General features: G+C 64.7%; 14 protein-coding genes. 3 read left to right on the forward strand and 11 right to left on the reverse strand.

What is annotated here, in order from left to right; translation table 11 throughout:
- The first annotated feature begins 123 nt into the window (after positions 1–123).
- Positions 124–2,709 carry a DNA mismatch repair protein MutS gene (mutS, locus tag KSS95_RS21680; protein ID WP_217849506.1) on the forward strand — a complete coding sequence of 862 codons (2,586 nt, stop codon included), beginning with the start codon at positions 124–126 and terminating at the stop codon, positions 2,707–2,709.
- Between the two features lie 139 nt (positions 2,710–2,848).
- Positions 2,849–3,172 carry a ferredoxin FdxA gene (gene fdxA, locus KSS95_RS21685; RefSeq protein ID WP_217849508.1) on the forward strand — a complete coding sequence of 108 codons (324 nt, stop codon included), beginning with the start codon at positions 2,849–2,851 and terminating at the stop codon, positions 3,170–3,172.
- A gap of 566 nt (positions 3,173–3,738) precedes the next feature.
- Here fdxA and rpoS read toward each other — a convergent pair.
- The 8 genes from rpoS to KSS95_RS21725 all read right to left on the reverse strand — a co-directional run bounded on the left by rpoS (position 3,739) and on the right by KSS95_RS21725 (position 10,961).
- Positions 3,739–4,746, reverse strand: a complete 1,008-nt coding sequence (rpoS, locus tag KSS95_RS21690; RefSeq protein ID WP_011535249.1) for an RNA polymerase sigma factor RpoS — start codon at positions 4,744–4,746, stop codon at positions 3,739–3,741.
- Between the two features lie 105 nt (positions 4,747–4,851).
- Positions 4,852–5,706: a peptidoglycan DD-metalloendopeptidase family protein gene (locus KSS95_RS21695; protein WP_217849510.1), complete on the reverse strand. Its 855-nt coding sequence runs from the start codon at positions 5,704–5,706 to the stop codon at positions 4,852–4,854.
- Positions 5,707–5,887: 181 nt separating this feature from the next.
- Positions 5,888–6,526, reverse strand: a complete 639-nt coding sequence (locus tag KSS95_RS21700; RefSeq protein ID WP_217854058.1) for a protein-L-isoaspartate(D-aspartate) O-methyltransferase — start codon at positions 6,524–6,526, stop codon at positions 5,888–5,890.
- Positions 6,527–6,564: 38 nt separating this feature from the next.
- Positions 6,565–7,314 carry a 5'/3'-nucleotidase SurE gene (gene surE / locus KSS95_RS21705; RefSeq protein WP_217849512.1) on the reverse strand — a complete coding sequence of 250 codons (750 nt, stop codon included), beginning with the start codon at positions 7,312–7,314 and terminating at the stop codon, positions 6,565–6,567.
- Positions 7,302–8,360 (reverse strand): tRNA pseudouridine(13) synthase TruD, encoded by a 1,059-nt coding sequence (gene truD / locus KSS95_RS21710; protein ID WP_217849514.1) that lies wholly within the window; start codon positions 8,358–8,360, stop codon positions 7,302–7,304. The genes surE and truD overlap by 13 nt, the downstream gene beginning before the upstream one ends.
- Positions 8,357–8,830, reverse strand: a complete 474-nt coding sequence (ispF, locus tag KSS95_RS21715) for a 2-C-methyl-D-erythritol 2,4-cyclodiphosphate synthase (protein WP_217849516.1) — start codon at positions 8,828–8,830, stop codon at positions 8,357–8,359. Before ispF ends, truD begins: the two co-directional genes overlap by 4 nt.
- Positions 8,831–8,984: 154 nt before the next feature.
- Positions 8,985–9,839 carry an S-formylglutathione hydrolase gene (gene fghA, locus KSS95_RS21720; RefSeq protein ID WP_217849518.1) on the reverse strand — a complete coding sequence of 285 codons (855 nt, stop codon included), beginning with the start codon at positions 9,837–9,839 and terminating at the stop codon, positions 8,985–8,987.
- Positions 9,840–9,848: 9 nt separating this feature from the next.
- Positions 9,849–10,961: an S-(hydroxymethyl)glutathione dehydrogenase/class III alcohol dehydrogenase gene (locus KSS95_RS21725; RefSeq protein ID WP_217849519.1), complete on the reverse strand. Its 1,113-nt coding sequence runs from the start codon at positions 10,959–10,961 to the stop codon at positions 9,849–9,851.
- Positions 10,962–11,069: 108 nt separating this feature from the next.
- Here KSS95_RS21725 and KSS95_RS21730 point away from each other — a divergent pair, with 108 nt between their 5' ends.
- The gene (locus tag KSS95_RS21730) at positions 11,070–11,966 is read left to right on the forward strand and encodes a LysR substrate-binding domain-containing protein (protein ID WP_217849521.1); all 897 of its coding nucleotides are present in this window, start codon (positions 11,070–11,072) and stop codon (positions 11,964–11,966) included.
- Positions 11,967–12,086: 120 nt separating this feature from the next.
- On the opposite strand, the gene ispD is transcribed toward KSS95_RS21730, so the two are convergent.
- The 3 genes from ispD to eno form a co-directional block, all read right to left on the reverse strand.
- Positions 12,087–12,794, reverse strand: coding sequence for a 2-C-methyl-D-erythritol 4-phosphate cytidylyltransferase (ispD, locus tag KSS95_RS21735; protein WP_217849523.1), 708 nt, complete (start codon positions 12,792–12,794; stop codon positions 12,087–12,089).
- Entirely contained in the window at positions 12,791–13,072 is a 282-nt protein-coding gene (ftsB, locus tag KSS95_RS21740) for a cell division protein FtsB (RefSeq protein WP_011535259.1), read from the reverse strand. Before ftsB ends, ispD begins: the two co-directional genes overlap by 4 nt.
- 158 nt (positions 13,073–13,230) lie before the next feature.
- Entirely contained in the window at positions 13,231–14,520 is a 1,290-nt protein-coding gene (gene eno / locus KSS95_RS21745) for a phosphopyruvate hydratase (RefSeq protein WP_064490979.1), read from the reverse strand.
- Positions 14,521–14,557 lie beyond the last annotated feature (37 nt).

A 14,557-nucleotide genomic window follows, 5' to 3' on the forward strand; every position in this document is an offset into this window, starting at 1 on the left:
GCCGCTCTGCTGCAATTACCTGCGTGGATTTGCCCTGCCCATTCGACCTGCGTCGGGGGGAAAAAGCCTGTACCATGAGCGGTTTCGAAATTCGCCACCAGATCAACCGCTGTAAGGCCCTGAATGTCTGATCTCTCCGCACACACCCCGATGATGCAGCAGTACTGGAAGCTGAAGAACCAGCACCCGGACCAGCTGATGTTCTACCGCATGGGCGACTTCTACGAGATCTTCTACGAAGATGCGAAGAAGGCCGCGAAACTGCTGGATATCACCCTGACCGCCCGTGGGCAGTCGGCGGGCCAGTCGATCCCCATGTGCGGGATTCCATTCCATTCGCTGGAGGGCTACCTGGCCAAGCTGGTCAAGCTCGGCGAATCGGTGGTGATCTGCGAACAGATCGGCGACCCAGCCACCAGCAAGGGCCCGGTGGAGCGCCAGGTGGTGCGTATCATCACCCCGGGCACGGTCAGCGACGAGGCGTTGCTTGATGAGCGCCGCGACAACCTGATCGCCGCCCTGCTCGGTGACGAGCGCCTGTTCGGCCTGGCCGTGCTGGACATCACCAGCGGCAACTTCACCGTGCAGGAGATCAAGGGCTGGGAGAACCTGCTGGCCGAGCTCGAGCGCATCAACCCGGTGGAGCTGCTGATCCCCGACGACTGGCCGCAGGGGCTGCCTGCGGAGAAGCGCCCCGGCGCCCGTCGCCGCGCGCCCTGGGACTTCGACCGCGACTCGGCGCGCAAGAGCCTCTGCCAGCAGTTCGCCACCCAGGACCTCAAGGGCTTCGGTTGCGACAAGCTGACCCTGGCCATCGGCGCAGCCGGCTGCCTGCTGACCTACGCCAAGGAAACCCAGCGTACCGCCCTGCCCCACCTGCGCAGCCTGCGCCACGAGCGCATGGACGACACGGTCATCCTCGATGCCGCCAGCCGCCGCAACCTGGAACTGGACATCAACCTGGCCGGTGGCCGCGACAACACCCTGCAATCGGTGATCGACCGCTGCCAGACCGCCATGGCCAGCCGCCTGTTGACCCGCTGGTTGAACCGCCCGCTGCGCGACCTGAAGGTGCTCAAGGCACGCCAGGACTCGATCCGCTGCCTGCTGGACGGCTACCGCTTCGAAAAGCTGCAGCCGCAGCTCAAGGAAATCGGCGATATCGAGCGGATCCTGGCGCGCATCGGCCTGCGCAACGCTCGCCCACGTGACCTGGCACGCCTGCGCGACGCCCTGGGCGCGCTGCCCGAGCTGCAGAACGCCATGGCCGAGCTGGAAGCGCCGCACCTGGCACGCCTGGCCGCCATCACCGGCACCTACCCGGAGCTGGCCGGCCTGCTGGAGCGGGCGATCATCGACACCCCGCCAGCGGTGATCCGCGACGGCGGCGTGCTCAAGACCGGCTACGACAGCGAGCTGGACGAGCTGCTGGCCATGAGCGAAAACGCCGGCCAGTTCCTGATTGACCTGGAAGCCCGCGAAAAAGCCCGCACCGGCCTGGCCAACCTCAAGGTCGGCTACAACCGCGTGCACGGCTACTTCATCGAGCTGCCCACCAAGCAAGCCGAGCAGGCGCCGGGCGACTACATCCGCCGGCAGACGCTCAAGGGCGCCGAGCGCTTCATCACCCCCGAGCTCAAGGCCTTCGAGGACAAAGCGCTGTCGGCCAAGAGCCGCGCGCTGAGCCGCGAGAAGATGCTCTACGACGCGCTGCTCGAGACCCTCATCGGCCACTTGGCGCCGCTGCAGGACAGCGCCGCCGCCCTGGCCGAGCTGGACGTGCTGAGCAACCTGGCCGAACGCGCGCTGAACCTGGACCTGAACTGCCCAAGCTTCGTCGACGAACCCTGCATGCGCATCGAGCAGGGCCGCCACCCGGTGGTCGAGCAGGTACTGACCACGCCGTTCGTGGCCAACGACCTGGGCCTGGACGACAGCACCCGGATGCTGATCATCACCGGCCCGAACATGGGCGGTAAATCCACCTACATGCGCCAGACCGCCCTGATCGTGCTGATGGCGCATATCGGCAGCTACGTGCCGGCCGCGCGCTGCGAGCTGTCGCCGGTCGACCGCATTTTCACCCGCATCGGTTCCAGCGACGACCTGGCCGGCGGGCGCTCGACCTTCATGGTCGAGATGAGCGAGACCGCCAATATCCTGCACAACGCCACCGACCGCAGCCTGGTGCTGATGGACGAAGTGGGCCGCGGCACCAGCACCTTCGACGGCCTGTCGCTGGCCTGGGCCGCCGCCGAGCGCCTGGCCCAGCTGCGCGCCTACACGCTGTTCGCCACCCACTACTTCGAGCTGACCGTGCTGCCCGACAGCGAGCCGCTGGTGGCCAACGTGCACCTGAACGCCACCGAGCACAACGAACGCATCGTGTTCCTCCACCATGTGCTGCCTGGGCCTGCCAGCCAGAGCTACGGCCTGGCGGTGGCGCAACTGGCAGGCGTGCCCGCGGTGGTGATCCAACGTGCCCGCGAACACCTGGGCCGGCTGGAAACCGCCAGCCTGCCCCACGAGGCGCCGGTCGTACGCAACGACACCAGCGCCCGCAGCAACACGCCTCACGTGCCGCACCAAAGCGACCTGTTCGCCAGCCTGCCACACCCGGCCATCGAGAAGCTGGGCAAGCTGGACCTGGACGACATGACGCCGCGCCAAGCTATCGAAACGCTATATCAACTGAAAAACCTGTTATAACGGCCCACCGCGCAAGCTGGTAGAATCCGGCGCGGTTTGCGAGTGCTGCAGGCTATTAGCCTGGCCTGCAGCCACCACCGTGAACCGCGCTGCCCTGGAAGGAAGGGCAAGCTGCCGTCGCCTGAGGAGAGAATTAGAAATGACCTTCGTCGTCACCGACAACTGCATCAAATGCAAGTACACCGACTGCGTGGAAGTCTGTCCGGTGGACTGCTTCTACGAAGGCCCGAACTTCCTGGTGATCCACCCGGACGAGTGCATCGACTGTGCGCTGTGCGAGCCGGAATGCCCGGCCCAGGCCATTTTCTCGGAAGACGAAGTGCCAGCGGGCATGGAGAACTTCATCGAGCTCAACGCAGAGCTCGCGGAAATCTGGCCGAACATCACCGAGAAGAAGGATGCACTGCCGGACGCCGAAGAGTGGGATGGCAAAACTGGCAAGATCGCCGATCTGCAGCGCTGATCGCGCCCGGACGCAAAAAAAGGCCCGCAAGGGCCTTTTTCATTTTCTGCGGACAAAAAAAAGGGGCGGTTTGACCCGCCCACATTTTTTCCGTAGTCCCTGTTTGTCCCAAACATCGTCCTGATGAATCGCGTCCCGCGATGTCCTTGGCCGTCATCCTTGAAAGCCTGTGTCAGTCCGTAGACACAGTTCAGATACTAGCGATTCCTCGGCAGGGAACAAGCGTCGAATTTGTCAGGATGATTCCGGTGATACATTTTTCAATATCAATAAAACTGTTAATTTTCAATTAGTTATGAAAATAACACCATTGAAAACGACATTGATTTACTGAACCCTACAGCAATGGCTTACGCAGCTGGTAAGCAAATGCTTACACGCGTTGTTGCGAGGGTGGCTAAAGGAATATTGAGTCGGGTTGGTCGTAACGGATGGGCTACCGGCTGCACCGGTGTTCGCCAGCAAGGCTGGCGCCTGCAACACCATCGGCGATCCACGCAACGTGCTGCTGGCAGAACGCAAACGCCCCGAACAAGTCGGGGCGTTTGCCATACCTGGCTCGGCGACTACTGAAACAACGACTCGCTGGACAGGCCATTCTTCTCGAGGATCTCGCGCAAGCGCTTGAGGCCTTCGACCTGGATCTGCCGTACCCGCTCACGGGTCAGGCCGATCTCCAGCCCTACATCCTCCAGGGTGCTGCTCTCATGCCCACGCAGGCCAAAGCGGCGCACCACCACCTCGCGCTGCTTGTCGGTCAGTTCGCCCAGCCACTGATCGATGCTCTGCGACAGGTCGTCGTCCTGCAGCAGTTCGCACGGGTCGGTGGGGCGGTCATCGGTCAGGGTGTCGAGCAGGGTCTTGTCCGAGTCCGGGCCGAGCGAGACATCCACCGACGACACCCGCTCGTTGAGGCCGAGCATGCGCTTGACCTCGGCCACCGGTTTTTCCAGCAGGCTGGCGATTTCTTCCGGCGACGGCTCGTGGTCGAGCTTTTGCGTCAGCTCCCGCGCGGCACGCAGGTAGACGTTGAGCTCCTTGACCACGTGAATGGGCAGGCGGATGGTGCGCGTCTGGTTCATGATCGCCCGCTCGATGGTCTGGCGGATCCACCAGGTCGCATAGGTCGAGAAGCGGAAGCCACGCTCAGGGTCGAACTTCTCCACCGCGCGAATCAGGCCCAGGTTGCCTTCCTCGATCAGGTCGAGCAACGACAGGCCACGATTGACGTAGCGGCGGGCGATCTTGACCACCAGGCGCAGGTTGCTTTCGATCATGCGCTTGCGACCGGCAGGGTCGCCTTTTTGCGAGAGGCGCGCGAAATGCACTTCTTCCTCTGGCGAGAGCAGAGGCGAAAAGCCGATTTCGTTGAGATACAGCTGCGTGGCATCGAGCGCCCGGCTGTAATCGATGTACTTGTGCTGCTTGAGCGATGCGCCCTGTTTCGACTTGGTCCGAACCGAAGGTACAGCAGGTTCGTCTGACACCACATCCGTTTCCAAAACGATGCCCGTCTCCATCAGTAGGAGGTCATCGTCGATGTCAAACTCCGGCACTTCTTTACTGAGAGCCATTGTTATAGTCCTTTGCTGAGTTCGAACTCAGACTCGAGCGTCACCCTTCCATGGCAGCGCTGGAGCCTGTCCCCTCTACATCCAAGGAACAGGCCGGGACATTGATCAACGGCGTGGCAGGAACTGGAGTGGGTCGACGGGTTTGCCCTGGCGGCGAATCTCGAAATGCAGCTTCACCCGATCAGTGCCCGTGGACCCCATTTCTGCGATCGTCTGCCCTGCCTTGACCTGCTGCCCCTCCCGAACCAAAAGCCTGCGGTTGTGGCCGTAGGCACTGACGTAGGTATCGCTGTGTTTGATGATGATGAGCTCGCCATAGCCCCTCAAGCCACTGCCGGCGTAGACCACCGCTCCATCAGACGCAGCAAAAACAGGCTGTCCCAAATCACCGGCGATATCAATGCCTTTATTCAAACTACCGTTTGAAGCGAATTTTCCAATCAGCACGCCGTTCGCCGGCCACGTCCAACCGCCGACGGCACGCTCTGCGGCGGGCACCTGGGCAACCGTTTGCGAGGCGCCGGAAGAGGCAGGCGTGGCACTTTTGCCATTGCCTGCGGGCGGCGGTGGGGTACCGACCGGGCGGCGGATGACCGTGGTCTTGCTCGACGACGAAGGGCTGCTGACGACCGTGGTGCTGCCCCCTGCGCCGCTGCTGAAACGAATCGGCTGGCCGGGGCGGATGGTGTAGGGCGCGGCGATGTTGTTGCGCGCCGCCAGCTCCTTGTAGTCCCAGCCATAGCGGAAGGCGATGGAGAACAAGGTGTCGCCCGGCTTGACGATGTACTGCCCCGAGGTGACGGTCGGGCGCTTGGGCGCCGCGTTGTTGCGGTCGACCACGCGCGCGCCGTTCGAGCTGGTGCTGGAACAGCCGGCCAGCAAGGTCCCCATGGCCAGCGCCAGCACCAGAAGCTTCAACCCCGACCGATCCTTGCGCTGCCGCATGACTGTGTGACCCACCCGCGCTCCCCTCATGGTGCCTGAATACGACGATACGAAATGCAATATTGTTTCAATTATAACCGAGCCTGCACCCCAGGGGGTGGCTCGCAGTTGGCCCCGACGCTCAGCAGTGGCCACGCCAGATAGACAGGGCCGGCGCGCAGTAATTCGTCGTGCGCGCAAATATTCCGGGTGTCGCTCAGGCCAATGGGCCGTTGAGCAGCGGCACGAAGCGCACCGCCCCGAGCACACGGCGCGAGAAACCATGCTCCTCGCGCACGATCAGCATCAACTGCTGGGCCTCCCCCGCCGGGCCCACCGGGATCACCATGCGCCCACCGGGGGCCAGCTGGTCGAGCAGCGCCTGGGGGACTTCCGGCGCCACGGCGGTGACGATGATGCCGTTATAAGGCGCCAGCGCCGGCCAACCTTCGCAACCATCGCCCCAGCGGAACACCACGTTGCGCAGGTTGAGCTCGACCAGGCGTTCCTTGGCCCGGTCCTGCAGCACCTTGATCCGCTCCACCGAGAACACCCGCTCCACCAGCTGGGCGAGGATCGCCGTCTGGTAGCCCGAGCCGGTGCCGATCTCCAGCACCTTGTCCAGGGGCCCGGCCTCCAGCAGCAGTTCGCTCATGTGCGCGACCATGAACGGCTGGGAGATGGTCTGGTTGTGGCCGATCGGCAGCGCGGTGTCTTCGTAGGCGCGATGAGCCAGGGCCTCGTCGACGAACAGGTGGCGCGGGGTACGGCGAATGGCCTCGAGTACCTTGGCGTTGGACACGCCCTCCTCGTACAAGCGCTGGATCAGCCGCTCACGGGTGCGCTGGGAGGTCATGCCGATCCCGCGCCGCATCAGATCGTCCTGCTCGCGCATCAGAGCACGCCCTCCAGCCAGCCCTCGAAGCGCTCGAAGGCGTCGTTGAAGGTGCGGTCCAGCTGCAACGGGGTAATCGACACGTAGCCTTGCATCACCGCATGGAAGTCGGTGCCCGGGCCGCCGTCCTCGGCATCGCCGGCCACCGCGATCCAGTAGCCTTCCTTGCCGCGCGGGTTGACCACCTTGGTCGGCGCCGCCGCACGCGCCCGGTGCCCCAGGCGGGTCAGCTGGATGCCACGGATGTGCTCCAGCGGCAGATTGGGGATATTGATGTTGAGCACCGTGCGCGCGGGCAATTCCAGGCGCGCCTGAGCCTCGACCAGGCGCCGGGCGATATACGCGGCGGCCGGCAGGTTGTCGGGTTGGCGCGAGAGCAGCGAGAACGCCAGCGAGGTGCCACCCAGGAAGCGCCCTTCGAGCGCGGCAGCGACCGTGCCGGAATACAGCACATCGTCACCCAGGTTGGCGCCCAGGTTGATGCCGGAGACCACCATGTCTGGGGTCTGCGCGAGCAGCCCGTTGAGCCCCAGGTGCACGCAATCGGTCGGCGTGCCATTGAGGCTGATGAAGCCGTTGGCCAGGGTCTGCGGGTGCAGCGGCCGGTCCAGCGTCAGCGAACTGCTGGCGCCGCTCTTGTCTTGATCCGGGGCAATCACCACGCACTCGGCGTAGTCCGCCAGCGCAGCATGCAGCGCGGCGAGGCCGGGTGCGGTAACACCGTCGTCATTCGAAATCAGAATACGCATGGGCTGTCCGTCTGCCCTGCCGGCACCAGATCGACGAGTTCGCGCACCACCACGGTGGCGAAGCATCCGGCCGGAAGGACGAATTCCAGTTGCAGGATATCAGGCTCGGGATAATGCCACGTCAGCCGCCCAATAGGGAGCCGCAGGATACGCCGTTCGTGATCCATGCCCGCTCGCGCCAGCCAATCGCACAGCGCTGGGTGGCGCGCGGCGACCGCGGACTCCAGCGCCAGGGCCGCGCCCTGGCTTGGTGGCGCGCCCGCGCCCCACAGCGCCCCGGTCGGGTGCAGGTCGAGAATGGCCAGGCGCGGATCGCTGCATGCGGCCTCGTCGGCCATGAAGAAGCTGCGCTTGTCGGTGAAGGCCAGCAAGTCGCCAACCTGGGCGCGCTGCCAACTGCCGTCGGCGACGCGCGCGGCCAGCACCTGGTTGAACAGGTAGCTGCGCCCGGCGGACAGCAGCCGCGAACGCAGGTTGCGCTGCTCGGGCAATGCCTGGCGCGCGGCCCAGTCCTGGGCATCGTGCACGTTGCCGCCGGCATGGCCGAAGCGCTGGGCGCCGAAGTAGTTCGGCACGCCGTGCTGCTTGAGCTGCTCGAGACGGGCGTCGATGGCCGCGTGCTCGGCGTGCAGCGCGGTCAGGCGCAGGGTGAAGCCGTTGGCAGAATGGGCGCCGCGTTGCAGCTTGCGCTGGTGGCGCACCTGCTTGAGCACGCGCAGGGAATCGTCCTCGGCCCGGGACAGATCCGGGTCGGCCTTGCCCGGCAGGTGCAGGCTGAACCACTGGCGGGTCAGGGCCTGGCGGTCCTTGAGCCCGGCATAGCTGATGGCGCGCACCGGCACGCCGGCGGCGCGGGCCAGGCGACGGGCCGCTTCCTCGGTGTTGAGGTCGCGCTTCTCGACCCACAGCCACAGGTGCTCGCCCTGGCCGGACAGCGGGATGTCGAGCACTTCGTCGACCTGGAAGTCATCGGCCACGGCCTTGAGTACCGCTGTGCCCAGCGCTTCGCCCGAGGCCCGTGGCCCCAGCAGTTGCAGGTCGTTCATGCGGGCAGCAGCAGGGCGACCGCGTGCACGGCGATGCCCTCCTCACGGCCGGTGAAGCCCAGCTTTTCCTCAGTGGTGGCCTTGACGTTGACCTGGTCGAGTTCGACCTGCAGGTCGGCGGCGAGGTACTGGCGCATGGTCTCGATATGCGGCGCCATGCGTGGGGCCTGGGCGATGATGGTGGCGTCGATGTTGCCGACCTTCCAGCCTTTTTCGCCGACGATGCGCACCACATGGCGCAGCAGCTCGCGGCTGTCGATGCCCTTGAAGCGCGCGTCGGTGTCGGGGAAGTGCTTGCCGATATCGCCCAGCGCCGCGGCGCCCAGCAGGGCATCGCTCACCGCATGCAGCAGCACGTCGCCGTCGGAATGGGCCAGCAGGCCGTATTTATGGGGGATACGCACCCCGCCCAGGGTAATGAAATCACCGTCGCAAAAACGGTGGACATCGTAGCCATGGCCAATACGCATAGAAAAACGCCCTGATTGAGTCAGGGCGTGATTCTACCTGCTTTGCAGGGGCTTGGGCGGATGTGTTTGGGGCTGTACGGGCCCTGTTCGCCGGCAAGCCGGCTCCTACGGAATCCGGTAGGAGCCGGCTTGCCGGCGAACAAGGCCTGCTGGGCTACACCCTGCCCAACGCCACCGCGTGATGGCGCAGGTGTTCATCGATGAAGCTGGCGATGAAGTAGTAGCTGTGGTCATACCCCGGCTGCAGGCGCAGGGTCAGCGCATGCCCGCCCTTGCGTGCCGTCTGCTCCAGCGCTTCGGGCTTGAGCTGCTGCTCGAGGAAGTCGTCACGGTCGCCCTGGTCCACCAGCAACGGCGGACACTCGCCGGACGGGGTTTCGGCCAACAGCACGCTGGCGTCCCACTCGCGCCAGCGCGCACGGTCGTCACCCAGGTAGCGGCTGAAGGCCTTTTCGCCCCATGGGCAGTCCATCGGATTGCTGATCGGCGAGAACGCCGACACCGAACGGTAGCGCCCAGGATTGCGCAAGGCGCACACCAGCGCGCCGTGGCCGCCCATGGAATGGCCGCTGATGCTGCGCTGCCCGGAGGCCGGGAAGTGCGCCTCGATCAGTGCCGGCAACTCATGCACCACATAGTCGTGCATGCGGTAATGCTGCGCCCAGGGCTGCTGGGTGGCATTGAGGTAGAACCCGGCGCCGAGGCCGAAGTCGTAGGCACCGTCAGGGTCGCCCGGCACCTGCTCGCCACGCGGGCTGGTGTCCGGGGCGACGATGATCAGCCCAAGCTCGGCGGCCAGGCGCTGGGCGCCGGCCTTTTGCATGAAGTTCTCGTCGGTGCAGGTCAGGCCGCTGAGCCAGTACAGCACCGGCAACTGCTCGCCCTGCTCGGCCTGGGGCGGCAGGTACACGGCGAACACCATGTCGCAGTCAAGCACCTTGGAGCTGTGCCGGTAGCGCTTGTGCCAGCCGCCGAAGCTCTTCTGGCAGGAGATGTTTTCCAGCGTCATGGCAGGGCCTCAGAAGTGGATAACGCTACGAATGCTCTTGCCTTCGTGCATCAGGTCGAAGGCCTTGTTGATGTCTTCCAGGCCCATGGTATGGGTGATGAAGGTATCCAGCGGGATCTCGCCTTTCTCGGACATCTCGACATAGCTCGGCAGCTCGCTGCGGCCACGCACGCCGCCGAACGCCGAACCGCGCCAGACGCGCCCTGTGACCAGCTGGAACGGACGGGTGGCGATTTCCTGGCCGGCGCCGGCCACACCGATGATCACCGATTCGCCCCAGCCCTTGTGGCAGCACTCCAGCGCGGCGCGCATCAGCTGTACGTTGCCGATGCACTCGAAGGAGAAGTCCACGCCGCCGTCGGTGAGGTCGACGATGACTTCCTGGATCGGACGGTCGTAGTCCTTGGGGTTGATGCAATCGGTGGCGCCCAGCTGGCGGGCGATCTCGAACTTGGCCGGGTTGATGTCGATGGCGATGATCCGCGACGCCTTGGCCTTGACCGCGCCAATCACTGCCGACAGGCCGATGCCGCCCAGGCCGAAGATGGCCACGGTATCGCCGGGCTTGACCTTGGCAGTGTTGAGCACCGCGCCGATTCCGGTGGTCACGCCACAGCCGAGCAGGCAGACCTTCTCCAGCGGCGCGTCCTTCTGGATCTTGGCCACGGAAATTTCCGGCAGCACGGTGTACTCGGAGAAGGTCGAGGTGCCCATGTAGTGGAACAGCTGCTGGCCCTTGTAGCTGAAGCGGGTGGTGCCGTCGGGCATCAGGCCCTTGCCCTGGGTGGCGCGAATGGCCTGGCACAGGTTGGTCTTGCCAGACAGGCAGAATTTGCACTTGCCGCACTCGGGGGTGTACAGCGGGATCACATGATCGCCCACGGCAACCGAGGTGACGCCCTCGCCCACCGCCTCGACGATCGCCCCGCCTTCATGGCCGAGGATCGACGGGAAGATGCCTTCCGGGTCGGCGCCAGACAGGGTGTAGGCGTCGGTATGGCAGACACCGGAGGCGACGACGCGCAGCAGCACCTCGCCCGCCTTGGGCATGGCCACGTCGACTTCGACGATTTCCAGGGGTTTCTTCGCCTCGAAGGCAACAGCGGCGCGGGACTTGATCATCAAGGGTCTCCAGACTGAGTGTCGATTGCAGTCTTGCAGTGTAATTCACCCTTGTTTGGTGAATAATCCTGGCAACCACAAAACATTATTGCCATACAGGGACAATCCATGAGCAGCCGCTGGGAAGGCATCGACGAGTTCGTCGCCGTGGCCGAGTCTGGCCAGTTCACCGCGGCAGCCGAGCGCATGGGCGTGTCGTCATCGCACATCAGCCGGCAGATCGCCCGCCTTGAGGAACGCCTGCAAACCCGCCTGCTGTACCGCAGTACCCGGCGGGTGACCCTGAGCGAGGCCGGGCAGACCTTCCTGCAACACTGCCAACGCCTGCAGGATGGCCGCGAGGAGGCCCTGCGGGCCATGGGCGACCTGGCCAGCGAGCCGAAGGGCCTGCTGCGCATGACCTGCGCGGTGGCTTACGGCGAGCGCTTCATCGTGCCGCTGGTAACCCGCTTCATGGCGCTGTATCCGCAACTGCGGGTCGAGGTGGAGCTGAGCAATCGCACCCTCGACCTGCTGCACGAAGGCATGGACCTGGCGATCCGCCTGGGGCGCCTGCAGGACTCCCGGCTGGTGGCCACGCGCCTGGCACCACGGCGCATGTACCTGTGCGCCTCACCGGCGTACCTGGAGCGCTATGGCCGGCCGCACAGCCTGTCGGAGCTGGCGCGGCACAACTGCCTGGTCGGCAGCTCGGACCTGTGGGCCTTGCAGCAGGATGGCCGCGAGATCAGCCAGCGGGTGCAAGGCAACTGGCGCTGCAACAGTGGCCAGGCGGTGCTGGATGCGGCGCTGCAGGGCATGGGGCTGTGCCAGTTGCCGGACTACTACGTGCTGGAGCACTTGCACAGTGGCGCGCTGGTGTCGCTGCTCGAGGGGCATCAGCCGCCGAATACGGCGGTTTGGGCGCTGTATCCGCAGCAACGGCACCTGTCGCCGAAGGTGCGGCGGCTGGTGGATTACATGAAGGAAGGGTTGGCGCAGTTGCCGGAGTATCGGGGAGCCTGAACCAATGCTGGGGCGGTTGCACAGCCCTTTCGCGACACAAGGCCGCTCCTACAAGGGGACGCTATTACCTGTAGGAGCGGCCTTGTGTCGCGAAAGGGCCGCACAGCGGCCCCAGCGATTTCAGCGGCGCCCAGCCCAGCGCTGACGCAACCACTCCAAGTCCTCTGGCCGGGTCACCTTGATATTGTCACTGCGCCCTTCGACCAGGCGCGGCGCGTACCCGGCCCACTCGATGGCCGACGACTCGTCAGTGACCGCCACATCCGCCACCAGGCACTCGGCCAGCGCCCGGTGCAACATGCCGAGGCGGAACATCTGCGGGGTGTAGGCTTGCCAGACGGTGCTGCGGTCGACCGTCGCCGCCACCCTGCCCTCGCCGTCGGCACGCTTGAGCGTGTCCCGAGCAGGTACGGCGAGCAATCCACCGACGGGATCTTCAGCCAGGGCTGACAGCAACTTGTCCAGATCGCCACGCGCCAGATTCGGCCGCGCGGCGTCGTGCACCAGCACCCAATCGTCATCCGACGCGCCCTGGGCGTGCAGCAGCAATAGCGCATTGAGCACCGAGTCAGCGCGCTCGTCACCGCCCGAGGCACGCTGGATACGCGGATCGCTGGCACAGCGCAGGCCGGGCCAGTAAGGGTCGTCTTCGGCAATGCTGACCACCACGCCCTTGAGCGCGGGATGGCCAAGAAAACAGTCGAGGCTATGCTCGAGAATGCTCTGCCCGCCCAATTGCAGGTACTGCTTGGGGCGGTCGGCAGCCATGCGGGCACCTACGCCCGCGGCGGGAATCACGGCCCAGAAGGCCGGCAGTACAGGGGTCATTTCTGCGGCAACTGGTAGAGGGTTTCGCCCTCCTTGACCATCCCCAGTTCATGGCGAGCCCGTTCTTCCACGGTCTCCATACCTTTCTTCAACTCCAGGACCTCGGCATCGAGCACGCGATTGCGCTCCAGCAAACGTTCGTTTTCCGCATGCTGGTCGGCAATCTGCTGCTTGAGCTCGGTCACTTGCGCCAGGCTGCCGTTACCGACCCAGAGGCGATATTGCAGGCCTCCAAGCAAGAGGAGCAGGACGAGGAACAACCAATAGGGACTGCGCATGAAGATATCCAGGGTAAAAAAGGCCGCTGCAGCGAGCTTCCGATAGCACGAAGCCTGGCCGAGGCCAGGCTTCGTCGACAGAAACCCGTGGGAAACGCCTGAAAATTCAGTATGAACTTTCAGGCTGCCCCGGCTGCTGCCTTTTTACCATCTCTTGCTCAGCCGCGAAACTCGGCGCGACCGCGATAGACGGCCTTGGCACCCAGTTGCTCTTCGATGCGCAGCAGCTGGTTGTACTTGCTGACGCGGTCGGAGCGGCACAGCGAACCGGTCTTGATCTGGCCAGCGGCGGTGCCCACGGCCAGGTCGGCGATGGTCGAGTCCTCGGTTTCACCGGAACGGTGCGAGATCACCGCGGTGTAGCCAGCGGCCTTGGCCATCTGGATGGCTTCCAGGGTTTCGGTCAGCGAGCCGATCTGGTTGAACTTGATCAGGATCGAGTTACCGATGCCCTTCTCGATGCCTTCCTTGAGGATCTTGGTGTTGGTGACGAACAGGTCGTCGCCGACCAGCTGCACCTTCTCGCCGATCTTGTCGGTGAGGATCTTCCAGCCAGCCCAGTCGGACTCGTCCAGGCCGTCTTCGATCGAGATGATCGGGAAGCGCTCGGTCAGGCCCTTCAGGTAGTCGGCGAAGCCTTCGGCGTCGAACGACTTGCCTTCGCCGGACAGGTTGTACTTGCCATCTTCATAGAACTCGGAGGCTGCGCAGTCCAGCGCCAGGGTCACGTCGGTGCCCAGCTTGTAGCCGGCTTTTTCCACGGCTTCGGCGATGGCGCCCAGGGCGTCTTCGTTGGAAGCCAGGTTCGGCGCGAAGCCACCTTCGTCACCCACGGCGGTGTTCAGGCCACGGGCCTTGAGCACGGCTTTGAGGTGGTGGAAGATCTCGGTGCCCATGCGCAGGCCGTCGGAGAAGGTCTTGGCGCCAACCGGCTGCACCATGAACTCCTGGATGTCGACGTTGTTGTCGGCGTGCTCGCCGCCGTTGATGATGTTCATCATCGGCACCGGCATGGAGTACTGGCCCGGGGTGCCGTTGAGGTTGGCGATGTGCGCGTACAGTGGCAGGTCCAGGTCCTGGGCGGCGGCCTTGGCGGCGGCCAGCGACACGGCGAGGATGGCGTTGGCGCCCAGCTTGGCCTTGTTCTCGGTACCGTCCAGTTCGATCATGGCGCGGTCCAGGGCTTTCTGGTCCGATGGGTCCTTGCCCAGCAGCAGGTCGCGGATCGGGCCGTTGATGTTGGCGACGGCCTTCAGCACGCCCTTGCCCAGGTAACGGCTCTTGTCGCCATCACGCAGCTCCAGCGCTTCGCGCGAGCCAGTGGAAGCACCCGAAGGCGCGCAAGCGCTGCCGATGATGCCGTTGTCGAGCAGGACATCGGCTTCCACGGTGGGGTTGCCACGCGAATCGAGAACTTCACGACCTTTGATGTCGACGATCTTTGCCATTGTTGTAAGCACTCCAGAATTGACGAAAACAACGCAG

Origin of the sequence: Pseudomonas muyukensis (assembly GCF_019139535.1) — a bacterium.
Classification (GTDB): Bacteria; Pseudomonadota; Gammaproteobacteria; order Pseudomonadales; family Pseudomonadaceae; genus Aquipseudomonas; species Aquipseudomonas muyukensis.